Source organism: Streptomyces chartreusis NRRL 3882, assembly GCF_900236475.1.
Taxonomy (GTDB): Bacteria; Actinomycetota; Actinomycetes; order Streptomycetales; family Streptomycetaceae; genus Streptomyces; species Streptomyces chartreusis_D.
This window is the reverse complement of sequence record NZ_LT963352.1, coordinates 5,808,394-5,834,078: the sequence shown is the minus strand read 5'-3', so window position 1 is coordinate 5,834,078 and position 25,685 is coordinate 5,808,394. Positions and strand designations below refer to the sequence as shown.

Here is a 25,685-nt window from a genome sequence, read left to right as displayed (position 1 = left end):
AGGTGAGCCTCGCAACTGCACCGCTCCCCCGCCGCGTCGGAGCGCTGACACCGGCCCTGGCCGTGGTGGCCGTACCCGCCCTGCTGGCGCTGCCGCTGACCCCGGACGGTGCGGGGCCCGCCGACGTGTTCTCCGGGCTGGTGGTGGTGTACTGCGTGATCCGTCTCCTGTTCGAACGGCGGCGCCCGCTGTCGCCCGCCGCGGCCGTGGTTCTGGGCCTGCCGGTCGTGGGGCTCGCCCTCGCCGCCATGGGGGCGTTCTCGTCCCAGGCCGGGCTCACCGGCCTGGGACGCTATCTGCAGACCTTCGTCCTCGTCCCGGCGGCCGTGCTGCTGCTGCTCCGCGACCGGGCCGGCTTCCGGTTGGTGGCCTGGTCGTTCGTGGGGCTCGGTCTGTGTCAGGGAGCCGTCGGCGTCCACCAGTTCGTCACCCGGACCGGCGCCTCCTACCAGGGCGAGAACATCCGGGCGGTCGGCACCTTCGGTGCGCACGACGTGATGGGCATGGCGACGGCGGTCTCCCTCGGCCTGGTGTGCGCGGTCGGGATCGCGCTGGGCCGGCTGTCCGTACGGCAGCGGGTGGCCGCCGCCGCGTGCGCTGTGCTGTTGCTGCTGCCGCTCGCGCTCTCCTTCAGCCGCGGAGCCTGGATCGCGACCGTCCTGACGTGCATCCTCCAGCTGGTACTGGCCGGGCTGCGGCGGGCGCTCAAGGTGGTGGCGGCCGCGTTCGCCGCGGGTGTCATCCTGGTGGGCGGGTTCGGTGTGGGCTCGGCGGTTCTGCAGCAGCGGATCGACAGCATCGCCCAGGTCACCGACGCACCCGACCAGTCCGTCGTCGACCGGTACACCCTGTGGGCGTCCGCCACGGAGATCTGGCGCCAGCACCCCCTGACAGGTGTCGGGCTGAAGGGCTTCCCCGAGTACCGGGACGGGCACGCCACGCTGGCGCTGTCGTCGGGCAGCGAGACCGACGGCGCGGGGATGGTGTACCAGAGGCAGCCGCTGCTGTCTCCGCACAACATGTACCTGCTGGTGCTGAGCGAGCAGGGCCTGATCGGGCTGCTGGCGCTCACCGGGAGCTGGCTGGCGCTGCTGGTGTGCGGGATGCGGCGCCTGCTGCGCGTCCGCGACCACGGCCCGGGACTCGACTGCGGGCTCGTCGCCTGCGGGCTGCTGGTCTGGCTGCTGACCGACTTCATGTACGGAGACATCGGCGGTCCCGCGACCGTGCTGACGGCCGTGGCCCTGGGGCTCGGGGCGTGGTGGGCGCTGACCGGCGAGGCGCGGGTGGAGGCGCCCCGCAGCGAGGTGCGGGAACGCGCCGAGGAGGCCCTGGCGCGATGACGGTGGTGCCTTCGCAGTCCCCCGGCCCCGAAACGGACGACGCGGCGACCGTGCCCCCGGCGCGTGCCGCCACCAGGGCCGGGGACGGTGCCGACCCGGCCTCGGCGGCGTCGGTCTCCGGAAGCTTCCTGGCCAGGGCCGCGCTCGTCACGGCGTCGCTGTCCATCGCCGGCTCACTGCTCGGCCTGGTGCGCGACCAGTCGCTGGCGCGGCTGTTCGGTGCCGGGAGCGACACGGACGCCTTCCTGGTGGCGTGGACCGTTCCGGAGTTCGCCGCCACGCTGCTCATCGAGGACGGGCTGGCGATCGCCCTGATCCCGGCGTTCAGCATGGCGCTGGCCCGCCGCGCCCGGGGCGTCCCGGGCGACCCGGTCCGCGCCCTGGTCGGCGCCACCCTGCCCCGGCTCTGCCTCGCCCTCGCCGCGGTGGCCGCGCTGATCGCCGCCACGGCTCCCTATCTGGTTCAGGCCCTCGCACCCGGCCTGCCCGACCCCGGGCTCGCCGCCGACTGCACCCGGATCACGGCGACCTGCGTGCTGGCCTTCGGGCTCGCCGGGTACTGCAGTGCCGCCCTGCGGGCACACCGCTGTTTCCTCGCGCCCGCGGCGATCTACGTCGCCTACAACACCGGCATCATCGCCGCGATGTTCCTCTTCGGCGAAGGCTGGGGCGTGCGCTCCGCCGCGGTCGGGGTCGCGGCGGGCGGCTGTCTGATGGTGGCGGTGCAACTGCCGTCGCTGTGGCGGCGACTGGCGTCGCCCGCGCCGCCCCTCGCCAGGGCGGGGGCGGAGGTCGGGGAGCGGCCGATGCAACTCGCCCTGGTCGCCGCCGTACTCCTCTTCGCCCTGTGCCGCCAGTCGCAGGTCCTCGCCGAACGCTTCCTCGCCTCCGTCCTGCCCGCCGGCGCCATCTCGCACCTGAACTACGCGCAGAAGGTCGCCCAGATCCCGATGACGCTGTCGCTGATGGTGTGCACCGTCACCTTCCCGGTGGTGGCGCGGGCCCTCGCGGACGGCGACACCGCGCGCGCCCGCAGCCGCGTGGAGCGGGATCTGGCGCTCGCCTCGTGTCTGGTGCTGCTCGGCATGTGCGCGGTGATCGCCTGCGCCCCGCAGATGATCGAACTGCTCTTCCAGCGGGGCGCGTTCACCGCGAGCGACACCGCGGCGACGGCTGACGTCATGCGCGTGTACGCCCTCGGGCTGCTGGGCCAGACCCTGGTGGGCGCCCTCGTGCGCTCCTACTTCTCGGCGGGCCGGGCCAGCTGGTACCCCCTCGGCGCGATGGCGGCGGGCATCGCCGTGACGTCCTGGATCGGCGCCGTCACCGTGCACTCCTGGGGCGTGGCGGGGATCGCCGCCGCCAACGCCCTCGGCATCACCGTCACGGCCGCCCTGCTGCTCGCCGGGCTGCGAACGGGCCGGCTGAACAGCCCGCACAGCGTCTCGGTCCGTGTCCGGCGGGTCCTGGCCGAACTGAGCAGGCTGGTGTGCGCCGCGGTCGTCGCCACGGCCGCGGGGGCGTTCGCCGCGAGCCGGCTGCCGTCCCCGGCGGCGGGCCTCGCGGCCGGCTGCCTGACCGTGACCTTCGTCTTCGTCCCGCTCACCTGGGCCCTCGGTGCCCAGAGTCCCGCGTCCGCTCTGCGCTTCCTACGCGCCGTCACACGAAGGCTCACACATGGCCGCTTCCGTTGACTCCCTCGACACCGGCAGACCCCCGGCCCCGCGCAGCGGTCCGGTCCCCTGGGTGGCGATGTACCACTCGGTGGGCGACTGCTCGGACGACCCGTACCGCATCACGGTCACGCCCGAGCGGCTCGGTAAGCAGCTGGCCTGGCTGCGCCGGCGCGGGCTGCGGGGCGTGTCCGTGGCCGAGCTGCTCGCCGCCCGCGCCCGGGGCGAGGGGCGGAACCTGGTCGGGCTGACCTTCGACGACGGGTACGCCGACTTCGTCACCGACGCCCTGCCGCTGCTGCACCGCTGGGACTGCGGCGCCACCCTCTTCGTACTGCCCGGGCGGCTCGGCGGCGACAACGCCTGGGATCCGCTCGGACCGCGCAAGCCGCTCCTGACCGCGGACGGCATCCGGCGCGCGGCCGCCGAGGGCGTGGAGATCGGCTCGCACGGGCTGACGCACGTCGACCTCACCAAGGCGGACGACCTCACCCTCAAGGCCGAGGTCGCCGAAAGCCGCGCCCAGCTCGAGGAGCTGACCGGCGCCCCGGTCGACGGCTTCTGCTACCCGTACGGCACGATCGACGCCCGCGCCGTCCAGGCCGTACGGGACGCGGGGTACACCTACGCCTGCGCCATCGACCCCGGCCCGCTGACCGGCCCGCACGCCCTGCCGCGCGTGTACGTCGGCCAGGAGGACACGGCCTGGCGCCTGCACCTCAAGCACTGGCTGCACCGGTTGCGCCGGCGGCCGGTGGAGGGCCTGTGAGATGAGGGTTCTGCACATCATCACGGGCCTCGGCGTCGGCGGGGCCGAGCAGCAGCTGCGCCTGCTGCTGCGGCACCTGCCCGTCGACTGCGACGTCGTGACCCTCACCAACCCCGGTGCGGTCGCCGCGGGCCTCGAGGCCGACGGCGTCCGCGTCACGCATCTCGGCATGGGCGGCAACCGTGACCTGGCCGCGCTGCCGCGCCTGGTCCGGCTGATCCGCGCCGGCGGCTACGACCTGGTGCACACCCACCTGTACCGCGCCTGCGTCTACGGCCGGTTCGCCGCGCGCGCGGCCGGGGTCCGGGCGGTCGTCGCCACAGAACACTCCCTGGGCGACTCGCAGATGGAGGGCCGCAGGCTGACGGCGGGGGTGCGCGGGCTGTACCTCGCCAGCGAGCGGCTCGGTTCGGCGACGGTGGCCGTCTCCCGGACGGTGGCCGAGCGCCTGAAGCGCTGGGGCGTGCCCGCGCCCCGCATCGAGGTCATCCCGAACGGCATCGACCTGGGCCGCTTCCGCTTCGACCCGGAGCGGCGCGAGCACACCCGCCGGCACCTCGGCGTGCCGGAGGGCACCCGGGTCGTGGGCGGAGTCGGCCGGCTCACCGCGGGGAAACGGTTCGACGTCCTCGTCCGCGCGCTCACCCTGCTCCCGGACGACCACCGGCTGCTGCTGGTGGGCGGCGGCCCCGAGGAGCACGCCCTGCGTCGCACGGCCCACGAGGCCGGCGTGGCCGGCCGGGTGGTGTTCACCGGCGAGCGGCCCTACGTGCCCGACGGCTCGCCCGGCCCGGACCTGCCCTCGCTCATGGCGGCGATGGACGTGCTCGCGTCCCCGTCCACGGAGGAGGCGTTCGGTCTGGCGGCCGTGGAGGCGCTGGCGTCCGGCCTGCCCGTGCTCTACGCCTCCTGTCCGGCCATCGAGGACGTGCGGCCGCCCGCCTCCGGCGCCCGGCGGGTGAGCGGCGGCCCCGAGGCGTACGCCCGCGCGATCGCCGAGGTCCGCGAGGCCGGGGCCCGGCCGCGCACGGCCTCGGAGGTCGCCCACCACTACAGCATCACCCACTGCGCGGCCCGTCTGACGGACGTGTACGCGGCAGCGGTCTCCAGTTCGCCGTCCCTCTCACCTCTGGGAGCCACCTCCTCATGACCGACACTCCGCCCCGTCAGCGCCGCTCGACCCTGGCTCGTCTCAGAGGGCTTCCGCTGTGGTCCGTGCTCGCGGCCGGCACCCTCGTCGGGGGTCTGCTCGGCGGTGCGTACGGCTTGCTCACACCGTCCACGTACACGGCCACGAGCTACGTCATCGCCGTACCGACCGAGAAGTCCACGCCGGACGCCGCCCTCGGATTCGCTCAGGCGTACGGCCGGGTCGCCACCCAGCTCGCCGTGCTCGGGGACGCGCAGGTGTACGCGGGTGTGCCCGTGAACACCCTGCAGCGCAGTGTGCGTACGGCGACGTCGCCGGACGCGCCGATGGTCGCCGTCTCGGCCACCTCCTCGCGCCCCGGCCTCGCCGTCGACATGGCCAACGCCGTCACCCGCGCGCTGACCCGACACGCCGACGACACCAGGAGCAACACCAATGTGCGGCTCGTGCAGTTCTCGCGGGCGGTGGAGCCTAACGAGCCGACGTCCGCGTCCCCGGCGGTGACCGGTCTGGTGGGGGCGAGCGCGGGCGGTCTGCTGGGCGGCCTGGTCCTGCTGGCGCGGCCGAGGAAGGCCGGCCAGGACGACGAACCCGCCCCGGCCCCCTCGGTGCCCGGCCCGGCCGCCGCCGCCGATGTGCGCGGACAACGGTGACGGCGGCGGGCCTGTCCGGACACGGCACCGGGGAGCGCTGTTTCGCCGCGGTCTACCACCAGTCGAAGCGGAGGCAGAGCTTCCCGCCGAGCCACTCCTCCACCCAACTGCCCAGGTCGATGGGCGTGCAGTCCGCCGGGGGCGGCGGTGTGCTGGGCGGGGTCGGCTTCGGCGTGGGCGTGAGGGGCGGCGTCGCCTGGTCCGTGCGGCCGAACAGGGCGGACCGGTAGAGGTGGGCCGACCTCGGGTTGGCCCCGCACTGCCACACACCGTGCGGGCAGTAGTCGGTCAGCGTGTTGTACAGCGGTTTGTGCTCCTCCATCCAGGCGAGCATGCGCCGCATGTACTCGGCATTGTCACCGTTGCGGAAGAGACCCCATTCCGGATAGGAAATGGGTTTGCCGTGAGCCTTCGCGAAATCCACGTGGTGCTGCAGCCCGTAGGGCTCATTCACCTGCTGGTCGAACGACATCCCGGCCGGCTGGTCATAGGAGTCCATGCCAATGATGTCGACCGTGTCGTCTCCCGGATAGCATTTCGTCCAGGGAACGGCGTCCACGCCACGACTCGGCGTGAAATCGAACCGAAATTTCTGGCCCGGCACGGAACGCATGGTGGTGACGATCCGATTCCAGTACTTCTTCCAGGCCTCCGGGTCCGGCCCACACCGATGGGTGTACGTGGTGCCGTTCATTTCCCAGCCGAGCACGATGATCGTGTCCGGCACCTTCAACTCCACCAGCCGCTCGGCGAGGACACGGAAGTGGTGATCGAACTCCCCGGCAGCGCCCTGCCGCAGCAGCCGCCGGACCTCGCTGTCGGAGACGCCCTCCTCGTTGCGCTCCTGCATGGGGACGTTGAGGACGAGCATCCGGTCGGCCTTCTTGTTGCGCCAGTGCGCCCACACCTTCAGGAAGTCGGCGGAACCCTCGATGTCGCGCCAGCGGTGGCCCGGCAGGTAGGTGTGGCCGGCGCGGAGGTCCGCGCCGCCCAGCCAGTGGCTGAACAGCGGCATCCGGGCCACACCGCGGCCGTCGGACTTGAGGAAGACACCGAAGGCCGGGGCTTCCTGGCCCGCCACCGGGGTGGTGGCCGGGGTGGGTGCCGAGGGCAGGGGGACGGCCGGAGGAGTGAGGGCCGAGGGCGTGGCCACGGGCGTCGTCGGGCTCGGTGCCGGAGCCCGAGGATCGGCGGCTCGCGCCACCCCCACCCCCGCCGCGGGGCCGGACGCCAGGGCGGCCGACGCGGCGACCGCTGCCGCGCCCAAGGCCAGCCGGCGGACCCCGGCCCGCTTGTGCTGTGGGGCCATGCCTGTTCCTTTCTTCGCTCTCGTCCGGACTACTGCCACCGTTTGTGTTATTGACGGGCAGTCATATGAAGTCAGTCACAGAAAAGCCATGAGCGCCACAACCATTACGACTTTCGAGTGCCGGGCTCGCCCGTGCGGGTGAGCCGATCGAAGAGAAAGAGAGAATTCGTGTCGCTGCTCGACACCCGCGTCCCCGCTGTGCTGCTGCGGATCGACCGGAATCCCTTTCACCACGGAACCCTGGGGGCCGCGCGTTCGCTCGGCAGGTCGGGCGTGGAGGTACACGTCGTCGCGGATTCCGCGGAAAGTCCCGTGGGCGCGTCACGTTACGTACGCCAAATGCATCCCCCGCCCCTCCCGGGAGCGTCCCCGGACGACATTCTCGCCGTGCTGCGCCGCGTGGCCGACGCGATCGCGCGCCCCGCAGTGCTGGTCCCGTTGGACGACGCGAGCGCGATCGCCGTGAGCCGGATGCGGGACGAACTCGCCCCTTCCTACCTCCTGCCCTCGATGCCGGGCACTGTGGCCGAACGCGTCGCCGACAAGGCGGAACTGGCCGCCGTGTGCGCGTCCACCGACGTCCCGCACCCGACGACACTGATCCCGGACAGTCCCGCGGAGGTCGCCGACGCCATGCGGCGGCTCGGACTGCCGGTGGTGGCCAAGTGGAGCCGGCCCTGGCTGCTGCCCGCCGGCGGCGGGCTGCGCAGCACGGTCCTGGTCCGGTCCGTGCAACAGGCCCGGGAGCTGTTCCTGCGCACCGAGGAAGCGGGCAGCCGGCTGCTGCTCCAGGCGTACCTGCCACCGGGGCCGGACCGGGACTGGTTCTTCCACGGCTACGCCGACCACTCGGGCACCGTGCGCGCGGGCGGACCGGGCCGCAAGCAGCTGGCCTGGCCGCGCGGGGCGGGGCTGACCGCGGTCGGCTGCTGGACGCCCAACACGCAGGTGCAGGCGCTGGCCGAGCGGCTCACCGGCGAGTTGGGCTACCGGGGCGTCTTCGACCTCGACTTCCGCCGCTGCGGCACGACGGGCCGCTACCACCTGCTCGACTTCAACCCGCGCGCCGGCGCCCAGTTCCGGCTCTTCGCGGACAGCGCGGGCCTGGACGTCGTACGGGCCCTGCACCTGGATCTGACGGGCCGTCCACTGCCGGACGGGGCCCCGCTGGCCGGACGGGCGTTCGTGGTGGAGAACTACGCGCCGCTGGCGGCGCTGCGTGCGGCGCCGGGCGGGCGTGAACTGGCCTGGTACGCCGCGGACGACCGCGCCCCCGGGCGGGTCATGTGGGCCCAGTGGTGCCGGCACGTGTCCCGCCGGCTGCGTGAGCGGCTGGGCACGACGACGACGGCACCGACGGCCCGGCTGATTCCCCGGGCAGCCTCGCCCTCCCTGACCGACAACGAGAAAGCGAGCAGTTGATGGTGTACGACCTTCTGGTGGTGGGCGCAGGCCCGTACGGCCTGTCGATCGCGTCCCACGCCGCGGCCGCCGGGCTGAACCTGCGCGTGTTCGGCCGGCCCATGGCCTCCTGGCGGGACAACATGCCCCGCGGCATGTTCCTGAAGTCGGAACCGTGGGCGTCCAACCTCTCCGACCCGGCCGGGCGGTGGCGACTGGACGCCTACTGTGCGGAGCACGGCCTGACGGCACGTCACGCGCATCCGATTCCCGTCGAGGCGTTCGCGCAGTACGGCCTGTGGTTCGCGCGCCACGCCGTGCCGGAGGTGGACGAGCGCACGGTGACCCGTGTGGCGGCCGGGCCCGGCGGTTTCACGGCGGTCACCGAGGACGGGCAGGAGGTGCACGCGCGGACGGTCGCCCTGGCGGTCGGTGTGATGCCGTTCGTCGAGGTACCGCAGGCACTGCGCGGACTGCACCCCGCGCTGGTGACCCACAGCAGCCACCACAGCGACCTCGACCGCTTCCGCGGCAAGGACGTCACGGTGATCGGTGGCGGTCAGGCGGCCCTGGAGACGGCGGCGCTGCTCGCCGAACAGGGCACCCGCGTCCGGGTGCTGGCGCGGGCGGCGCAGCTGCGGTGGAACGATGTGCCGCCGCCCTGGGAGCGCCCCTGGTGGCAGTCGGCCCGCTCCCCCCACAGCGGGCTCGGCCCCGGATGGCGGAACTGGTTCTACTCGGAGCGCCCCAACCTCTTCCGGCGGCTGCCGGAGCCGACCCGGGCCCGCATCGCGACCACGGCGCTGGGGCCGGCGGGCGCGTGGTGGGTGCGGGACCGGGTGGAGGGCGTGGTGGAGCTGCTGCCGGGCCATGAGGTCACCGCGGCCAGTGCGGTGCCGGGCGGGGTACGGCTGGACACGGTGAGCCGCGCGGGTGCCCTGCGCAGCCTGGAGACCGAACACGTCATCGCCGCGACCGGGTTCCGGGCGCGTTGCGACCGGCTCGGACTGCTCTCCCCCGAGTTGCGCGGCACGCTCGCGGCACTGCCGGACGGCTCCCCGGAGGTCGGGCGCAGCTTCGAGTCCTCCTACCCCGGCCTGTTCCTCGCGGGCCTGGTGACGGCCTCGGGCTTCGGCCCGGCCATGCGCTTCGTCCAGGGCGCGTCCTTCACGGCGTCGACCCTCGTCCGCGGTGTGCGCCGCCGGCTCGGGGCGACACCGGCGGGCCGCACCGTCCCCGCACCGGTGGACGGCAGCCGGAGCGAGTCGCCGTCTCCGGTACGGCGCTGACGGGGAACCGCGCGGGTGACACGGGGGCCGCTGACGGCGACGGAGTCGTCAGCGGCCCTTCCTTGTGCCGGGGGCGGCGGTGGGAGGTGCGGTGTGCGCGACGGCCGACACCCCCCGGATCATGTCGACGGGGGGTGCGGGTGGTGCTTGTCCCGGGAAGCCAGGGCTCGCGCCGGGACCCTGGAAGGTGCGGCGTGTGGTCCCCGGACCGGCTGTGGCCCGCCTCGGGTGGTGGCAGGCGCCGGTCCGGGGTGAGGTGCGGGTGCCGGGCGGGTCGCGTCCGGCACCCGGCGACAGCTAGCGGGACCAGGTGGTGCGACCGCGGCGGTACAGCATCACCCCGCCGGCCATCAGCGCGGCGCTGGCGACCGAGGCGGCCACCAGCGCCTCACTGCCGGTCTCGGCCAGCTGGGGCAGCGGGCCGCTCTCCTCTTCCGTGGTGGACGGCTTCTCGCTGTCCTTCTCGGGCGCGGGCGGGGAGTCCGGGGTCTCCTCGTCGTGCGGCGTGGGACGCTCCTTGGCCGGGGGTGTCCGGTCCTGACCACTCGGCTTCGGGGTGTCGTCCTCGCCGCCGTAGCCGCCGTGGCCGCCGTACGAGCCGTTGTGGCAGGAGTTCTCGGCCGCCTCGTTGAACAGCCCGAGTCCGGCGACGTTGTTGCCGCACGCGTTCACCGGCACGTCGACCGGCACCTGCACGACGTTGCTCGACCCCACGCCGGGGGAACCCTTCGCGACCCCCGAGGCGTCCGCGCCGGAGCCCTTCGACTTGTGCGAGGTGTTGCGGCAGACGTTGCCGAACGACTCGTTGAGCGCAGCGAGCACTTCGACGGTGTTGCCGCACAGGTTGACCGGCACGTGGACCGGCACCTGCACCGCGTTCCCGGACAACACACCGGGAGAGTCCTTCGCCACTCCCGACGCGTCCGAGTCAGCGAGGGCGGGGCTGCCATACAGGGACAGAATCCCCGTGGCGGCGACCGCCGCGAAAGCTCCCTTGCTCAGGGTCTGTCGCATTGCAGTTGTCCTCCTGCTTGAAGAATTGGGGCAGCCGGCCGCGGAACGGAGATCCACATCCAAGGTCGGCGGTGTGGCGGCACGGAAGGTCGCAGCGCTGGACAGGAATGAGGCGTGGTGGATGCGCGCTCGCGCCGAAGGGGCTGCGGAGTCGGTTCAGCGCTCCGCGCCCTTGCCCATCGCGACGACCGGTCCGTCGGCGAGCGCCGGGGCAGCGGCCGTCACCGGCATGTCGATGGCAGGAGCGGCGGCGGCCGCGACGTTCATTGCCTCCTGGAGCACTGCGCGTTCCTTTCTCGTAGCGCCGCATGCTCTACTGCCTCATCAACCCGGTGCAGGAGAATTGGTTCCGCAGGTTCACCCGGTTGGCCCGCGTCGCATTCCGAAGACCGCAACTGTGTTCAACCGCGGCGGTCTGCCTGTTCGATGGCCTCGGCCAGTTCGCGCACCGCCCTGTCGTCCGTGGTCCCGGCCAACGCGCGAGCACGGCCGGCGAGTTCAGCGAGGGGGACCGGGGCTCCCGGGAGGCGGTGGTAGCGGTCGTCGCCCGAGCGGAGGGCGTCGGCGAAGTAGGCCGCCACCGCGGTGACCTGGAAGCGGCTGGGGGCGGCACGCAGGGAGTCGTGGAGGGCACCGGTCTCGAGGTCGCCGGACTCCTCGTGCGGGTCGCGGGTGTCCGGGTCGAGCCAGCGGACGGTGGCGGTGGCCAGGTGGCCTTCGGCGCCCGGCTCGGTGCGGACGGCGTACAGGGCGGTGACGGTGTGGCCGGGACCGACCTCGCCGCCGTCGACGCGGTCGTCGCGGAAGTCCTCGTCGGCGACCCGGCGGTTGTCGTAGCCGACCAGGCGGAACTCCTCGACGGTCTCGGGGTCGAAGGCGACCTGGGCCTTGGCGTCGCGGGCGGTGAGGTCGATGTTGCGCGGGAGCTCCTCGCAGAAGACCTCGCGGGCCTCCTCGGTGCCGGACACGTACACGGTGTGGCCGTCGCCCTTGTCGGCGAGGCGTTCCATCAGGGCGTCGCCGTAGTCGCTGCCGACGCCGACACCGAAGAGGGTGATGCCGTGCTCGCGGCGTTCGCCGGAGATCCGCTCCAGGATCGTGTCGGCGTCGGTGTCGCCGGTGTTGGCGAGGGCGTCGGAGACGAGGACGACCCGGTTGGTCGCGCCCTCGCGCAGGCCCTCGACGGCCGTCTCGTAACCGGTCTCGACGCCCGCGCCGAGGTTGGTGGAGTCCCGGGTGTCCAGCTCGGAGATGACGTCGTGGATCTCGTCGCGGTTGCCGTCGAGGCGGGTCATGGGCAGGACGGTCTCCGCCTCGTCGCTGAAGACGACGATCGCGACCGAGTCGTCGTCGCGCAGCCGGTCCGTCAGCACCGAGAGGGACTCCTGGGCGAGATCCAGGCGGCCCGGTTCGGCCATGGAGCCCGAGACGTCGATGACGAAGGTGAGGGCGGCGGGCGGGCGTTCGCCGGTGCGTTCCGTGGTGCGGGTGGCCAGGCCCACGCGGACCAGGGACCAGTCCTCGTCATCGGTGCGGGCGCCGTCGACGGTGACCGAGAAGCCGTCGCCGTCGGGGCGTTCGTAGTCCTGGCGGAAGCTGTTGACGAACTCCTCGGGGCGGACCGTCGAGGGGTCGGGGCGCCGGCCGTCGGCCAGGGCACGGCGGGCGTAGTCGTAGGAGGCGGTGTCGACGTCGAGGGCGAAGGTGGACAGGTGGTCGGGGGCGGCTTCGCGGTCCTCCTGCTCGCCGGTGCCGTCCTCGTCTCCGTGGGCGGGCGCGGGCAGGCCCGCGGTGTGGTCGGGGCGGTCGGCGGCCCGGCTGTCGCTCCCGCTGTCGGTGGTCCCGCCGCACGCGGTGAGCAGCAGCCCGCCGGCCGCCGTGAGTGCGAGCAGCAGGTGTCGCGTCCGGTACCGCTCGTGCCTTCCGTACGGCTGCATCGTTCGTGCCCCCTGGGTCCGTTGGCGTCGGCTTCTTGCGACTGTGACGGCGCAGGGGGCCGGAACGTGCGGTACGGGGCGTTGCGGAAACGTCTCGAAGCGGCCACGGGGACCGGCCTTCGAGACCGGTGGGTGATCCTCCGTTGACCTAGGAGACGACGTCCTTGCGGGCGAAACCGCGGAAGGCCAGGGCGAACAGCACGAGCGCGTACGTTACGGAGATCGACGTGCCCTGGATCATGTCCGTCCACTGCAACTGCGGCTGGACGGCGTCGAGCCAGGCGTACTGCCAGTGCGCGGGCAGGAAGTGCCGCCAGTCGCCGAGGGCCGTCACCTCGTCGAGGACGCTGCCGATGATGGTCAGGAACACCGCGCCGCCGACCGCGCCGAGCGGTGCGTCCGTCCGGGTCGACAGCCAGAACGCGAGGGCCGCGGTGACCAGTTGGGACACCATGATGTACACGACGACGATCAGCAGGCGCTGGGCGGCGGTGCCGGTGGGCAGGGTGCCGCCGGTGGGCAGCTGGAGCGGGCCCCAGCCGTAGGCGGCCGTGCCGACGACGAGGGCGACGATCGGCAGCAGCACCAGCGCGGCGAGGCTCAGGCTGAGTCCGACGGCGAGCTTGGACCACAGCAGCCGGGCCCGGGGCACGGGCGCCGCGAGCAGATAGCGCAGGGACGACCAGCTCGCCTCCGAGGCGACCGTGTCGCCGCAGAACAGGGCGACGGGGATGACGAGGAGGAAGCCGGCGGCGGAGAAGAGGTTGACGGCGGCGAAGTTGGCCCCGGACGCCGTCGCCGTGTCCATGAGGTTCACGCGGTTGTTGTTGCCGCCCGGGTCGCCGCCGACCTGGAAGGCGATGAGCAGGATGACCGGCAGGGCGAACAGGACACCGCCCATGACCATCGTGCGGCGCCGCTTCAACTGCCGGACCAGCTCGACGCGGAAGGGCAGGGTGCGGCCCGCGCGGTAGCCGTCGGCGACCTCGACGGGCTCGGCCCGGTCGGCGAGCTTGCTCATGCTTCGGCTCCGATCAGGGTGAGGAAGGCGTCCTCCAGGCGGCGGTGCGGGCCGACCGACCGCACGGGCACGTCCAGGCGCACGAGTTCGGCGACCAGGCGCTGCGGGCTGCCGTCGGCGTCGAGCTGGACCAGGATGCCCTCGTCGACGGGCACGGCCGAGGCGACGCCCGGCAGGGCGGCGACCTTCTCGACGACGGGCTCGTCCACGGGCGTGGCCGTGCCCACCAGGAGGGTGTCGCCCGAGCCGACGATGTCCTCGACCGGACCGGCCTGGACGAGCTGCCCGTGGTCCATCACGACCAGGTGCGTGCAGGTCTGCTCGACCTCCGCGAGGAGGTGGCTGGAGACGATGACCGTGCGCCCCGCGGCGGCGTAGCGGATCATCACCTCGCGCATCTCGCGGATCTGGGGCGGGTCGAGGCCGTTGGTCGGTTCGTCGAGTATGAGCAGGTCCGGCAGGCCGAGCATGGCCTGGGCGATGGCGAGGCGCTGGCGCATGCCCTGGGAGTACGTGCGCACCGCACGGGCGAGCGCGTCGCCGAGGCCCGCGATCTCCAGGGCCTCCTCCATGTGCGCGTCCTCGGCCGGGCGGCCGGTGGCGCGCCAGTACAGCTCCAGGTTCTCCCGGCCGGACAGGTGCGGCAGGAAGCCCGCGCCCTCGACGAAGGCACCGACCCGGGACAGGACCGGGGCGCCCGGACTGATGGCGTGGCCGAAGACGCGGACCTCGCCGCCGTCCGGCTTGATCAGGCCCATCAGCATGCGCAGGGTCGTGGTCTTGCCGGCGCCGTTCGGGCCGAGCAGGCCGAGGACCTGGCCCTTCTCGACGCGGAAGGACAGGTCCTTGACGGCGTACCGGTCGGAGGCCTTGGCGTACCGCTTGGTCAGGTCCGTGATCTGCAGCGGTACTTCTGCCAGCTCGGGGTCCGGCGGGGCGGGTGCGGCCGTGCGGCGGCGTCCCGTGACGATCAGCGCCAGGGCGATCGCGGCGCCGGCCAGGGGCATCCACCACACCCAGGCGGGCAGCGGGCCCTGTGGGTTGCTCTCGCCGAGCGCCGACGGAACCTTCAGAGCGCCCTTGAGGGAGACGGTGTACGTGGCCGGGGCGGTCGGAGAGGCGTAGCCGAGGTCCGTGGAGGCCAGGACCAGGCGCAGCCGGTGGCCGTCGTCGACCTCGTGGTCGATCGCGGGGAGGGTGATCGTGACGTCCTTGCCGGCCTTGGCGCCCTCCACCCTGAGCGGCGTGACCAGCTGGGAGGGCAGCACCGGCTGGGTGCCGCCCGGGCCGACGTCGTAGACCTTGGCGAAGAGCACCGCGTCGTCGCTGGTGGACTTCACGTGGACCGTGGCCGTCGGGGAGCCGGTGATCTGGACGTCGTCCCGGAAGGGGGCCGACTCGAACGCGGCGAACTGGCCGGGGAAGTCGAGGGAGACCCCGACGCCGAGCGAGGACAGCTGGCTGAGGCCGCCCGCGCCGCCGAGGCCGGGCAGGGCCGAGACGCCGGGCGGGCTCGCGCCGGGCGGGTTGTCGAAGCTCTGCTCGCGGCCGGCCAGGGCGATGGAGCGCTGCTTGCTCTCCAGGCCGGGGTAGCGGTCCGAGGTCACGCCGGTCAGCCGGGGTTCGCCGTCTCCGGAGCCGAGGCCGAGGGTGCGGGTGACGCGGAAGGCGGGGCCGGTGTCGACGCCGTGGTCGTCCTTCAGGTAGCGGTCGAACCAGCTCCGCACGCGGCCCTGGACTCGGCTCGTCTCCATGTCGCCGCCGTCGTGGCCGCCGGCGATCCAGTCGACGTCGACCGGGGCGCCGCCCGCACGGATGACCTTCGCGGCCTGGTCGGCCTGGCCGAGCGGGAACAGGGAGTCGGACTGGCCCTGCATCAGCAGCGTCGGCACCTTGATGCGGTCCCCGACCGCGGACGGCGAACGCTCGTCGAGCATCTTGCGCGCCTCGGTGTCCGGTTTGCCCGACTCGGCGACCCGCTCGTACATCCGGCACAGCGCGGGCTCGAACCGCTCGCAGCCGCCGCCGGAGTTGACGAAGATGCCGGCCCACAGCTTCTTGAACACGCCGTTCGGGAACAGCGCGTCGGCGAGGTTCCAGTACGTGATGGCCGGGGCGATGGCGTCCACCCGGTCGTCGTGTCCCGCCGTGAGCAGCGCGATCGCGCCGCCGTAGGAGCCGCCGGCCATGCCGACGCGGGGGTCGCCGGGCTTGTCGAGTTCGACCTGGGGCTGCTTCGCCAGCCAGTCGATGAGCTTCGAGACGTCGGCGACCTCGCCCTTGGGGTCGTTCAGCCCGATCTTCCCGTTGGACTTGCCGAAGCCGCGCGCCGACCAGGTCAGGACCGCGTAGCCGTCTCTGGCGAGATCCTCGGCCTGCTGCCGTACGTCGTTCTTGCTGCCGCCGAAGCCGTGGCCGAGCAGGACGGCGGGGCGGCGGCCGGCTCCTTGGGAGGTGAAGTAGGAGGTGTCGATACGCACCCCGTTCCCCGTGTCCAGGATCCGGTCGGCGCGGTCGACCGGGGGCGCCTCGTCGGACGCGACGGCCGTCCATGTCCCCGCGCCCGCGAGAACGACGACGGCGGCCCCGGCGGCGAGCAGCCTCCGGGGCCTCCGAAGCAGCCCGTTCAGTCCGGGCAGTCGAAGATCCATGCGTCAACGGTACGGGGTGAAGCTGTCGAACAGTTGTCGACCGGAGGCTGAAGTGGGGGGCCTCCTGGGGGAGTACGCAGGGCCTTCGGCGTACCGCGGGTGGTGTACGGCATCGAGCCCGGTCCCTGTGGTGCGCGGCCGTCCGCGGGTGCGCTGTGGCTTGTCGCGCGGTTCCCCGCGCCCCCTTGGGGCATGCGGTCACTCTTGCGGGATCGACACCAGCCAGCGGGTCTCCGGTCGCGGGCGCAGGTAGAGGGCCCAGTACAGGGTCGCCGCCGCCGTGATGCCGCCCGTCCAGAGGAGGTACGTCGGGTCCTGTTGGATCAGGATGTAGACCAGGAACACGATCAGGAGGAGCGGGGCGGCCGGCCAGAGGGGCATGCGCCAGGCCGGGGTGTGCTGGTGGGTTCCTCGGCGGGAGCGCAGCGCGGCGACGGCGACCAGGAGGTACATGCCCGTCACCGAGACGCCCGTGACGCCGTAGAGGGTGTCCAGGTTCACGAAGCACAGGGCGGCGCCCGGGATGCCCACCGCGAGGGTGGAGACCCAGGGGGAGCCGAAGCGGCCGAGGCGGGAGAAGAGGGTGTTGACCGGGTCGGGCCAGGCCTTGTCCCGGGCCGAGGCGAACAGGACGCGGGAGTTCTGGATGACCATGACGATGCCGGCGTTGATGATCGCGAGGGCCACGCAGAGGCTGACGAACGTGCCGACGGCCGTGTTGGACCAGGCGGTGACCATGGTGCCGATGTCCCCGCCGGTCAGTGCGGCGAGGTCCGGGGCGCCCAGGGTGATCGCGGCGACCGGGACCAGGATGATGACGGTGGAGATGGCGAGCGTGGCGAGGACCGTGCGGGCCACTGAGCGGCGCGGGTTCTCCAGCTCCTCGGATAGGTAGACGGCGGTGGAGAAGCCCTGGGTGACGAACAGGGCGATCGCGAGGCCGGAGACCACGAGCAGGGCGGTGACCGTGTCCGGGGTGCCGTCCGGGGCCGCCACCTGCATCGAGACCAGGCTGCCGGTGCCGCGCTCGGCATGGGCGAAGCCCAGCACCGCCACCACCGCAGCCGCGATGACTTCCAGGACCAGGAAGACGCCGGTGATCCAGGCGTTGGCGCGCAGGTCGAGCAGGCCGGCGAGGGTCGCGAGGAGCATCACGGAGGCGCCCGTCCAGGACGGGTCGAGGTGAACGAGGGGGGCGAGGTAGTCGGCCGTGCCCATCGCGATGACCGGCGGGACGATCATCACGACCAGGAGGGACAGGACGAAGACCAGCCAGCCGGCGAGCCTTCCGGCCAGCGTCGAGACCATGGCGTACTCGCCGCCGGCGCTCGGGACCAGGGTGCCCAGCTCCGAGTAGCAGAACGCCACCGCTACGCAGAGCAGCGAGCCGATGGCGATGGTGAGGGCGGTGGCGGTGCCGAGCGAGCCGAACAGGTCGGGGACCACCACGAACAGTGTGGAGGCGGGCGTGACGCAGGAGAGGGTGAGCAAGGTGCCGCCGACGACTCCGATGGAGCGCTTGAGCTTCCTGGGACGCCTGTCCGGCGCGTGCGCGACGGCGGTCTCGACAGGGCGGAGCGTGTCGGTCATGCGGCGGTTCCCATCGGCTCGGTGGCTCGGCGGTGGATGTGCGCAGCATCGAACCCCGACGAAAGCAGCACGTCAATGGCTGTTTACCTACGAAATCCGCAGTGAACTAGCCCATCGACTGTCCTTTTGAGCACAAGTCGTCAATGGGAACAGGTCCGGGGGTGCCTGCGAGAACCGCAGGCACCCCCGGAGAAAAATCTCAGTGGTTGCGCGGGAAGCCCAGGTCCACGCCCGCCGGGGCGTCGGCCGGGTCCGGCCAGCGGGTGGTGACGACCTTGCCGCGGGTGTAGAAGTGCGTGCCGTCGTTGCCGTAGATGTGGTGGTCGCCGAAGAGCGAGTCCTTCCAGCCGCCGAAGGAGTGGTAGCCCACGGGGACCGGGATCGGGACGTTCACGCCGACCATGCCGGCCTCGACCTCCAGCTGGAAGCGGCGGGCCGCGCCGCCGTCCCGGGTGAAGATCGCGGTGCCGTTGCCGAACGGCGAGGCGTTGATCAGGTCCAGGGCCTCCTCGTAGGTCTCGGTGCGCAGCACGCACAGGACCGGGCCGAAGATCTCGTCCTGGTAGGCCTTGGCGGACGTGGGCACCTTGTCGAGCAGGGAGATGCCGATCCAGTGGCCGTTCTCGAAGCCGTCGACGGTGTGGCCGGTGCCGTCCAGCACGACCTCGCAGCCCTCGGCCGCCGCGCCCTCGACGTAGGACGCCACCTTGTCGCGGTGGACCTTGGTGATCAGCGGGCCCATCTCGGAGGTCGGGTCGTTGCCGGGGCCGATCTTGATCTTCTCGGCGCGCTCGCGGATCTTCTCCACCAGTTCGTCGCCGATCGCGCCGACCGCGACGACCGCGGAGATGGCCATGCAGCGCTCGCCCGCCGAGCCGTAGGCGGCGGACACGGCGGCGTCGGCGGCCGCGTCGAGGTCGGCGTCCGGGAGGACCAGCATGTGGTTCTTGGCGCCGCCGAGCGCCTGGACGCGCTTGCCGTTGGCGGAGGCGGTGGTGTGGATGTAGCGGGCGATCGGGGTCGAGCCGACGAACGAGACGGCCTTGACGTCCGGGTGCTCCAGGAGGCGGTCCACGGCCACCTTGTCGCCGTGGACGACGTTGAACACGCCATCGGGCAGGCCCGCCTCGGCCAGCAGTTCGGCGATCCTGACCGACGCCGACGGGTCCTTCTCGGACGGCTTCAGCACGAAGGTGTTGCCGCACGCGATGGCGACGGGGAACATCCACATCGGCACCATCGCCGGGAAGTTGAACGGCGTGATGCCGGCGACGACACCGAGCGGCTGACGGATCGAGGACACGTCGACGCGGCTCGCCACCTGCGTGGACAGCTCGCCCTTCAGCTGCACGCTGATGCCGCAGGCCAGGTCGACGATCTCCAGGCCGCGGGCGACCTCGCCGAGGGCGTCGGAGTGCACCTTGCCGTGCTCGGCGGTGATCAGCTCGGCGATCTCGTCGCGGTGCGCGTCGAGCAGCGCCCGGAACTTGAAGAGGATGGACGTGCGCTGGGCCAGGGAGGACTGGCCCCAGGTGGTGAAGGCCTCCTTGGCGGCTGCCACCGCCGCGTCCACCTCGTCGACCGAGGCGAACGCGACCTTCGTCGTCACCTCGCCGGTCGCCGGATCGGTCACCGGCCCGTGTGTGCCCGAGGCGCCTTCGACGGTCTTGCCGCCGATCCAGTGGTTGACGATCTTCGTCATGGCCGGGAACTCCTTCACAGATGGCGGCGTCGGGTGGAGACGTGCCGTTCGTACAGCTCACGTGCCTTGACCGCGGACGGCCGTGTCGCGGTTTCGGCCACGGGTACATCCCACCAGGCCTGCGCGGGAGGCGCGCCCGACACTGTGTCTGCCGTTTGGGTCTCCACGTAGACACATGTGGGAGTGTCGGCGGCCCGGGCCTCGGCGAGCGCCGCCTCGAGGTCCCGCACGGTCTTCGCGCGCAGTACGCGCATGCCGAGGCTGGCCGCGTTCGCGGCGAGGTCCACCGGCAGCGGCGGCCCCGTGTACGTGCCGTCCTCGGACGGGAAGCGGTAGGCGGTGCCGAACCGCTCGCCGCCCACCGACTCGGACAGCCCGCCGATGGACGCGTAGCCGTGGTTCTGGATGATCAGGACCTTGATCGCGATGCCCTCCTGCACGGCCGTCACGATCTCCGTCGGCATCATCAGGTACGTGCCGTCGCCGACCAGCGCCCACACGGGACGGTCGGGGGCGGCCAGCTTCACGCCGATGGCGGCCGGGATCTCGTAGCCCATGCAGGAGTAGCCGTACTCCAGGTGGTACTGGTCGCGGGACCGGGTCCGCCACAGTTTGTGCAGGTCGCCGGGGAGGGAACCGGCGGCGTTGATGAGGATGTCCGACTCGTCGACCAGGGCGTCCAGGACGCCGAGGACCTGCGGCTGGGACGGGCGGGTGTCCGGCTCGTCCACCTCGTAGCAGGCGTCGACGCGCTGCTCCCAGCGCTCCTTGTCCTCGGTGTACTCGGTGGCGTACGACGGTGCGACCCGGTGGCCGTGCATCTGCAGCCGCTCGGTCAGCTCCTCGAGGCCGGTGCGGGCGTCCGCGATCAGGGGCTGCCCGGCGAGCTTGTGGCCGTCGAACGAGGCGATGTTGAGGTTGAGGAACCGGACGTTCTCGCCGGTGAAGAGGGTGCCGGAGGCGGTGGTGAAGTCGGTGTAGCGGGTGCCGACGCCGATCACCAGGTCGGCGGTGCGGGCGAGTTCGTCCGCGGTGGCCGTGCCGGTGTGGCCGATACCGCCGACGTCCTGGGGGTGGTCGTGCCGCAGGGAGCCCTTGCCGGCCTGGGTGGAGGCGACCGGGATGCCGGTGGTCCCGGCGAACTCGGCGAGCGCCTCCTCGGCGCGGCTGTGGTGGACGCCGCCGCCCGCGACGACCAGGGGCCTCCTCGCCGCGCGGATGGCCCGTACCGCCTCGGCGAGTTCCGCCGGGTCGGCGCCGGGACGCCGTACGGTCCAGACGCGCTCGGCGAAGAACTCGTCGGGCCAGTCGTACGCCTCGGCCTGCACGTCCTGGGGCAGCGCCAGGGTGACGGCGCCGGTCTCGACGGGGTCGGTGAGCACGCGCATCGCGTTCAGCGCCGAGGGGATCAGGGCCTCCGGGCGCGTGATCCGGTCGAAGTACTTCGACACCGGGCGCAGGCAGTCGTTGACCGAGACGTCGCCCGCGTACAACACTTCGAGCTGCTGGAGGACCGGGTCGGCGGGGCGGGTCGCGAACACGTCGCCGGGCAGGAGCAGCACCGGCAGGTGGTTGATGGTCGCCAGGGCGGCGCCGGTGACGAGGTTGGTGGCGCCCGGGCCGATGGAGGTCGTCACCGCGTGCGTGGACAGCCGGTTGGACTGGCGGGCGTAGCCGACCGCCGCGTGCACCATGGCCTGTTCGTTGCGGCCCTGGTGGTAGGGCATCTCCTCGGTGTGCTCCAGGAGCGCCTGGCCGAGTCCGGCGACGTTGCCGTGGCCGAAGATGCCCCAGGTGGCGCCGATGAGCCGCTGCCGTACGCCGTCGCGTTCGGTGTACTGGGCGGCGAGGAAGCGTATGAGCGCCTGTGCGGCCGTCAGCCTCGTCGTCGGGGTCATCGGTGTCCCTCCCTGTGGATGGAGACGGGTACGCAGGGGCCGCCGCGGGCGTTCAGCACGTGCGCCTCGCGTGGGGGACCTCCGGCGCGGGGCCGTAGCGGGCGGGGAGTTGTCGCTCGCACTTCGCTCCTGCCAAAGCAAAGCGGCTTCCCGCGCCGGAGGCGATCTGGGCCCGGGACCTGCCCGGGAGACGGAACTCCTGGTCTTCTGTGCGCACACGGGTCATGAGGCGGCCCTCACAGCAGTCCTACGGCGGTGTCCACGGCGGCGGCCACATCGCCGTCCGCCGGGTACAGCAGCGAACGGCCGACCACCAGCCCGCGCACGGTGGGCAGTTGGAGAGCGCCGCGCCACTTCTCGTACGCCCCGTCCTGATCGTCGCCCACCTCGCCGCCCAGCAGTACGGCGGGCAGCGTGGAGGCGGCCATGACCTCGGCCATGTCGTCGGGGTTGTCGGTGACCGGCACCTTCAGCCAGGTGTAGGCGGAACTGCCGCCCAGGCCCGAGGCGATGGCGATGGACCGGGTGACGGCCTCGGCGGACAGGTCGTTGCGCAGCCGGCCCGTCTCGTCGCGGCGGGAGATGAACGGCTCGACGAAGACGGGGAGCTTGCGGGCCGCCATGTCGTCGACGGCGCGGGCGGTGGACTCCAGGGTGGTGAGGGAGCCCGGGTCGTCGTAGTCGATGCGCAGGAGCAGTTTGCCCGCGTCGAAGCCGAGGCGCTCGAGGTCCTCGGGGCGGTGGCCGGTGAAGCGGTCGTCGAGTTCGAAGCGCGCGCCCTGGAGGCCGCCGCGGTTCATCGAGCCCATGACGACCTTGCCGTCGAGCGCGCCGAGCAGGAGCAGGTCGTCGAGGATGTCGGCGGTGGCGAGGACGCCGTCCACGCCCGGGCGGGACAGCGCCAGGCAGAGGCGTTCCAGCAGGTCGGCGCGGTTGGCCATGGCCATGCTGCGGCCGCCGACGCCCAGGGCGCCGCGGGCCGGATGGTCGGCGGCGACGATCATCAGCCGGCCGTTGTCGTTCAGCAGGGGCCGACGGGGGCGGCGGGCGGCGGCCTCGGCGATCGCCTCCGGTCGCCGGCTGCGGAGGCGGACGAGTTCACTCACGTCGACGGTCACTTGACGGCCCCCGCGGTGACGGCCGCCTCGATCTCGTCCTCGGTGGGCATCGCGGAGGAGCACTCCAGGCGGGAGGCGACGATGGCGCCGGCGGCGTTGGCGTGCCGCATGGTCTTCTCCAGGTCCCAGCCGGCCAGGAGACCGTGGACGAGGGACCCGCCGAAGGCGTCTCCGGCCCCGAGGCCGTTGAGGACGTTCACGGGCAGCGGCGGGACCTCGGCGGTGGCGCCGTCGCGGTCGACGGCGAGGACGCCCTTCGGGCCCTGCTTGACGACGGCCAGCTCGACACCGGCGTCCAGCAGTGCCCGGGCGGCGGCGTGGGGCTCGCGCACGCCGGTGGCGACCTCCACCTCGTCGAGGTTGCCGACGGCGACGGTGGTGTGGCGCAGGGCCTCCTCGTAGAAGGGGCGGGCCGCGTCCGGGTCCGTCCAGAACATCGGGCGCCAGTCGAGGTCGAAGACCGTCGTGCCGGACTTGGCGCGGTGGGCGAGGGCCGCGAGGGTCGCCGTACGGCTCGGTTCCTCGCTCAGGCCCGTGCCCGTGATCCAGAAGACGCGGGCGTCACGGATGGCGTCCAGGTCGAGCTCGTGGGCGTCGATCTCCAGGTCGGGGGCCTTGGGCCGCCGGTAGAAGTACAGCGGGAAGTCGTCCGGCGGGAAGACCTCGCAGAAGGTGACCGGGGTGGGCAGGCCGGGGACCGGGGTGACCCAGCGGTCGTCCACGCCGAAGCCCTTCAGGGCCTCGTGCAGGTAGGTGCCGAACGGGTCGTCGCCGGTGCGGGTGATCACCGCCGTGTGCCGTCCCAGGCGGGCCGCGGCGACCGCGACGTTCGTGGCCGAGCCGCCGAGGAACTTGCCGAAGGAGGTGACCTGCGGCAGCGGGACGCCCGTCTGGAGCGGATACAGATCCACTCCGATGCGCCCCATGGTGATCAGGTCGTACGCCATCGGCTTCCCCTCGGTGTCGGCTCTCCCCGGCTTTGTAGTCCCCTTCCCGAAGCGCTGTCAATGTTTTGTCCGGACATTCGGACCAGATCATGACAGCGCTTTCCGGATGCCGGGGGCGCATGTGCGTCAAGACGCCCCGCCGGAGCTCCGCCGTGCCCGTGTGCCCCGGCCGTGTCACGAACACCCCCGTCCTGTCACAGGTGTCGCAGGTACCCGGGCCTTCCGTCACACCCGGCGCACAGGCCCTGCCCTGCGTCACCGGGCGTCGTTGACACGGACACAGGCTTGTTGATCGCCAGCGCAGCGCCCGGCTCCCCCGGACGGCCGTCCCCGGCCGCCGCCGTGGCGCGCGCGGGGAGGTGCACGTCATGACCGACCGAAGGCTCTGGTCCTACAAGGAGATCGCCGCACACATCCGGGTGCAGCCGGACACCGTGCGGTCCTACCGCAAGCACGGGCTGCTGCCCCCGCCCGACCACGTCGAGAACGGCAAGCCCTACTGGTACGCCGACACGGTCCGGGCCTGGGTGGCGTCCCGGCCCGCCAACCGCGCCCGAAGAGCCGACTGACCCTCCCGGCCCGACCCCGTGCCCCACCGTCGCGTGGGGCACGGGTGTCTCCGGGGGAGGGTCAGCGCCACGGCTCGATCACCGTCGCGCCCGCCGGTGACGCCGTCCCCATCGCCGCCAGGGCGGGCGGCGCCTCGTCCAGCGGGATCGTGGAGGTCACCAGCAGGTCGGGGCGCAGGACGCCGCTGCGGACCAGCTCCAGCATCGGCGGGTAGCCGTGCGCGGCCATGCCGTGGCTGCCGAGGAGTTCCAGCTCCAGGGCGATCGCGCGGGCCATCGGCACGGGTGTCGTGCCGGTCGGCGAGGGCAGCAGGCCGACCTGGACGTGCCGGCCGCGACGGCGCAGGCCGTTCACGGAGGCGGCGCAGGTGGCGGGGGAACCGAGCGCGTCGAGGGAGAGGTGGGCACCACCACCGGTGAGGTCACGGACCGCCGCCGCCGGGTCCGGCACGGCCGACGCGTCCAGGCACCGCGCCGCCCCGAACTCCCGCGCCAGGTCCAGCGCTCGGGCCGACACGTCGACGGCCACGACCCGCGCGCCCGACGCCGCCGCGATCATCACCGCGGAGAGACCGACCCCGCCGCAGCCGTGCACCGCCACCCACTCCCCCGCCGCGACGCGGCCCTGCCGCACCACCGCCCGGTACGCCGTGGCGAACCGGCAGCCGAGGGAGGCCGCCGTCGCGAAGGACAGCTCCCCGGGGAGCGCCACGAGGTTGACGTCGGCGTGGTCCAGGGCCACGTACTGGGCGAAGGAGCCCCAGTGCGAGAAGCCGGGCTGGGTCTGCCGCTCGCACACCTGGTGGTCGCCCGCCGCGCAGGACGGGCAGGTGCCGCAGGCGCAGATGAACGGCACGGTGACCCGGTCGCCGGGCCCCCAGCGGGTCACCCGGTCGCCCACCGCCTCGACGACCCCGGCGAGTTCATGCCCCGGCACGTGCGGCAGCGCGATGTCCGGGTCGTGGCCCTGCCAGCCGTGCCAGTCGCTGCGGCACAGCCCCGTGGCCTCGACCCGCACGACGACCCCGTGCTCCGCCGGCTCCGGATCGGCGACGTCCCGCACCTCGGCCGGCTCCCCGTCCCGCTCGAACACCACGGCCCGCATGATCTCCCCGCCTTCCGTTCGCGTCCGGGGCGCCGGGGGTCCCGGCGCCCCGGGCAGTCAGCGCCTCGGGGAACGCTAGCCCGTGCCGTACCCGCGACCGCCGGCCGGGGGCGTCGTGAACTCATACCCCCTAGGGGTACAGTTGGACGAGTGGGGACCCCACAGGTCCCCATCGCCACACATGCCTCGACGAGGAGTAACGACATGACCGCCCAGACCGACACCACGGGACCCGTCACCACCGTCTACAAGGTGAGCGGCATGAGCTGCGGACACTGCGAGGGTGCCGTCTCCGGGGAGATCTCCCAGATCTCCGGCGTCAGTTCCGTGACGGCCGTCGCCTCGACCGGCGAGGTCACCGTCGTCTCCGCCACCCCGCTCGACGACGGGGCCGTGCGCGCGGCCGTCGACGAGGCCGGTTTCGAGCTGGCCGGGAAGGCCTGACCGGTTTCCCGAGCCCGAGACGCACAGGCCTGAGACACCCCGGTCCTGGCACTCATACAGACGTACGGGCCGTACGCCGCCGCCCCGGCCCGTACGGCCCGT

General features: G+C 72.8%; 21 protein-coding genes and 1 pseudogene. 9 read left to right on the top strand and 13 right to left on the bottom strand.

Translation table 11 applies throughout. The features are described 5' to 3' along the window. Positions 1–2: 2 nt before the first annotated feature. From SCNRRL3882_RS26415 to SCNRRL3882_RS26395, 5 genes are read left to right on the top strand one after another with little or no spacing between them, the layout of a single operon-like run. The gene (locus SCNRRL3882_RS26415; protein ID WP_029181654.1) at positions 3–1,343 is read left to right on the top strand and encodes an O-antigen ligase family protein; all 1,341 of its coding nucleotides are present in this window, start codon (positions 3–5) and stop codon (positions 1,341–1,343) included. Next, positions 1,340–3,037 carry a murein biosynthesis integral membrane protein MurJ gene (gene murJ / locus SCNRRL3882_RS26410; RefSeq protein WP_010046806.1) on the top strand — a complete coding sequence of 566 codons (1,698 nt, stop codon included), beginning with the start codon at positions 1,340–1,342 and terminating at the stop codon, positions 3,035–3,037. Before SCNRRL3882_RS26415 ends, murJ begins: the two co-directional genes overlap by 4 nt. Beyond that, positions 3,021–3,785 (top strand): polysaccharide deacetylase family protein, encoded by a 765-nt coding sequence (locus SCNRRL3882_RS26405; RefSeq protein ID WP_010046809.1) that lies wholly within the window; start codon positions 3,021–3,023, stop codon positions 3,783–3,785. Before murJ ends, SCNRRL3882_RS26405 begins: the two co-directional genes overlap by 17 nt. A 1-nt stretch (position 3,786) precedes the next feature. Next, complete coding sequence (locus tag SCNRRL3882_RS26400; protein WP_010046811.1) at positions 3,787–4,935, top strand: glycosyltransferase; 1,149 nt, start codon at positions 3,787–3,789, stop codon at positions 4,933–4,935. Then, entirely contained in the window at positions 4,932–5,588 is a 657-nt protein-coding gene (locus tag SCNRRL3882_RS26395; protein WP_029181655.1) for a hypothetical protein, read from the top strand. The genes SCNRRL3882_RS26400 and SCNRRL3882_RS26395 overlap by 4 nt, the downstream gene beginning before the upstream one ends. A gap of 52 nt (positions 5,589–5,640) precedes the next feature. On the opposite strand, the gene SCNRRL3882_RS26390 is transcribed toward SCNRRL3882_RS26395, so the two are convergent. Next, positions 5,641–6,897, bottom strand: a complete 1,257-nt coding sequence (locus SCNRRL3882_RS26390; RefSeq protein WP_010046816.1) for a glycoside hydrolase family 26 protein — start codon at positions 6,895–6,897, stop codon at positions 5,641–5,643. A gap of 168 nt (positions 6,898–7,065) precedes the next feature. Between SCNRRL3882_RS26390 and SCNRRL3882_RS26385 the strand changes: the two genes are divergently transcribed. Both SCNRRL3882_RS26385 and SCNRRL3882_RS26380 read left to right on the top strand, forming a co-directional pair. Next, positions 7,066–8,319, top strand: coding sequence for a hypothetical protein (locus SCNRRL3882_RS26385; RefSeq protein ID WP_010046817.1), 1,254 nt, complete (start codon positions 7,066–7,068; stop codon positions 8,317–8,319). Then, a complete protein-coding gene (locus SCNRRL3882_RS26380) occupies positions 8,319–9,587 on the top strand; it encodes an NAD(P)-binding domain-containing protein (RefSeq protein WP_010046818.1) in 1,269 nt (422 codons plus the stop codon). Before SCNRRL3882_RS26385 ends, SCNRRL3882_RS26380 begins: the two co-directional genes overlap by 1 nt. A 297-nt stretch (positions 9,588–9,884) precedes the next feature. Here SCNRRL3882_RS26380 and SCNRRL3882_RS26375 read toward each other — a convergent pair whose 3' ends face one another. From SCNRRL3882_RS26375 to iolC, 11 genes and pseudogenes are all read right to left on the bottom strand, one after another. Beyond that, positions 9,885–10,601, bottom strand: coding sequence for a chaplin (locus tag SCNRRL3882_RS26375; protein WP_010046819.1), 717 nt, complete (start codon positions 10,599–10,601; stop codon positions 9,885–9,887). Positions 10,602–10,757: 156 nt separating this feature from the next. Beyond that, positions 10,758–10,883, bottom strand: coding sequence for a hypothetical protein (locus tag SCNRRL3882_RS42280; RefSeq protein WP_267880849.1), 126 nt, complete (start codon positions 10,881–10,883; stop codon positions 10,758–10,760). Between the two features lie 119 nt (positions 10,884–11,002). Next, on the bottom strand, positions 11,003–12,538 hold the full coding sequence (locus SCNRRL3882_RS26370) for a vWA domain-containing protein (RefSeq protein ID WP_010046824.1): 1,536 nt from the start codon (positions 12,536–12,538) through the stop codon (positions 11,003–11,005). Positions 12,539–12,686: 148 nt separating this feature from the next. Beyond that, positions 12,687–13,559, bottom strand: a complete 873-nt coding sequence (locus SCNRRL3882_RS26365) for an ABC transporter permease (RefSeq protein ID WP_010046827.1) — start codon at positions 13,557–13,559, stop codon at positions 12,687–12,689. Further along, the gene (locus SCNRRL3882_RS26360) at positions 13,556–16,210 is read right to left on the bottom strand and encodes a CocE/NonD family hydrolase (protein ID WP_010046831.1); all 2,655 of its coding nucleotides are present in this window, start codon (positions 16,208–16,210) and stop codon (positions 13,556–13,558) included. Before SCNRRL3882_RS26360 ends, SCNRRL3882_RS26365 begins: the two co-directional genes overlap by 4 nt. A 198-nt stretch (positions 16,211–16,408) precedes the next feature. After that, complete coding sequence (locus tag SCNRRL3882_RS26355) at positions 16,409–17,800, bottom strand: APC family permease (protein ID WP_010046834.1); 1,392 nt, start codon at positions 17,798–17,800, stop codon at positions 16,409–16,411. 199 nt (positions 17,801–17,999) lie between these two features. Continuing rightward, entirely contained in the window at positions 18,000–19,502 is a 1,503-nt protein-coding gene (mmsA, locus tag SCNRRL3882_RS26350; RefSeq protein ID WP_010046836.1) for a CoA-acylating methylmalonate-semialdehyde dehydrogenase, read from the bottom strand. 14 nt (positions 19,503–19,516) lie between these two features. Then, positions 19,517–21,400 carry a 3D-(3,5/4)-trihydroxycyclohexane-1,2-dione acylhydrolase (decyclizing) gene (iolD, locus tag SCNRRL3882_RS26345; protein ID WP_010046837.1) on the bottom strand — a complete coding sequence of 628 codons (1,884 nt, stop codon included), beginning with the start codon at positions 21,398–21,400 and terminating at the stop codon, positions 19,517–19,519. Positions 21,401–21,473: 73 nt separating this feature from the next. After that, positions 21,474–21,590 (bottom strand): annotated as a pseudogene (locus SCNRRL3882_RS41900) (5-deoxy-glucuronate isomerase); the annotation flags it as partial. A 46-nt stretch (positions 21,591–21,636) separates the two neighbouring features. After that, positions 21,637–22,518 (bottom strand): Cgl0159 family (beta/alpha)8-fold protein, encoded by an 882-nt coding sequence (locus SCNRRL3882_RS26335; protein ID WP_010046839.1) that lies wholly within the window; start codon positions 22,516–22,518, stop codon positions 21,637–21,639. After that, positions 22,515–23,465 (bottom strand): 5-dehydro-2-deoxygluconokinase, encoded by a 951-nt coding sequence (gene iolC, locus SCNRRL3882_RS26330; protein WP_010046843.1) that lies wholly within the window; start codon positions 23,463–23,465, stop codon positions 22,515–22,517. The genes SCNRRL3882_RS26335 and iolC overlap by 4 nt, the downstream gene beginning before the upstream one ends. 368 nt (positions 23,466–23,833) lie before the next feature. On the opposite strand from iolC, the gene SCNRRL3882_RS26325 reads away from it, so the two are divergent. Beyond that, positions 23,834–24,034, top strand: a complete 201-nt coding sequence (locus tag SCNRRL3882_RS26325) for a helix-turn-helix transcriptional regulator (protein ID WP_010046844.1) — start codon at positions 23,834–23,836, stop codon at positions 24,032–24,034. 61 nt (positions 24,035–24,095) lie between these two features. Here the strand turns inward: SCNRRL3882_RS26325 and SCNRRL3882_RS26320 are convergent, their stop codons facing one another. Beyond that, positions 24,096–25,139, bottom strand: coding sequence for a zinc-dependent alcohol dehydrogenase family protein (locus tag SCNRRL3882_RS26320; RefSeq protein WP_010046846.1), 1,044 nt, complete (start codon positions 25,137–25,139; stop codon positions 24,096–24,098). Positions 25,140–25,343: 204 nt separating this feature from the next. Here SCNRRL3882_RS26320 and SCNRRL3882_RS26315 point away from each other — a divergent pair, with 204 nt between their 5' ends. Continuing rightward, the gene (locus tag SCNRRL3882_RS26315; RefSeq protein WP_010046849.1) at positions 25,344–25,583 is read left to right on the top strand and encodes a heavy-metal-associated domain-containing protein; all 240 of its coding nucleotides are present in this window, start codon (positions 25,344–25,346) and stop codon (positions 25,581–25,583) included. Positions 25,584–25,685: the final 102 nt, after the last annotated feature.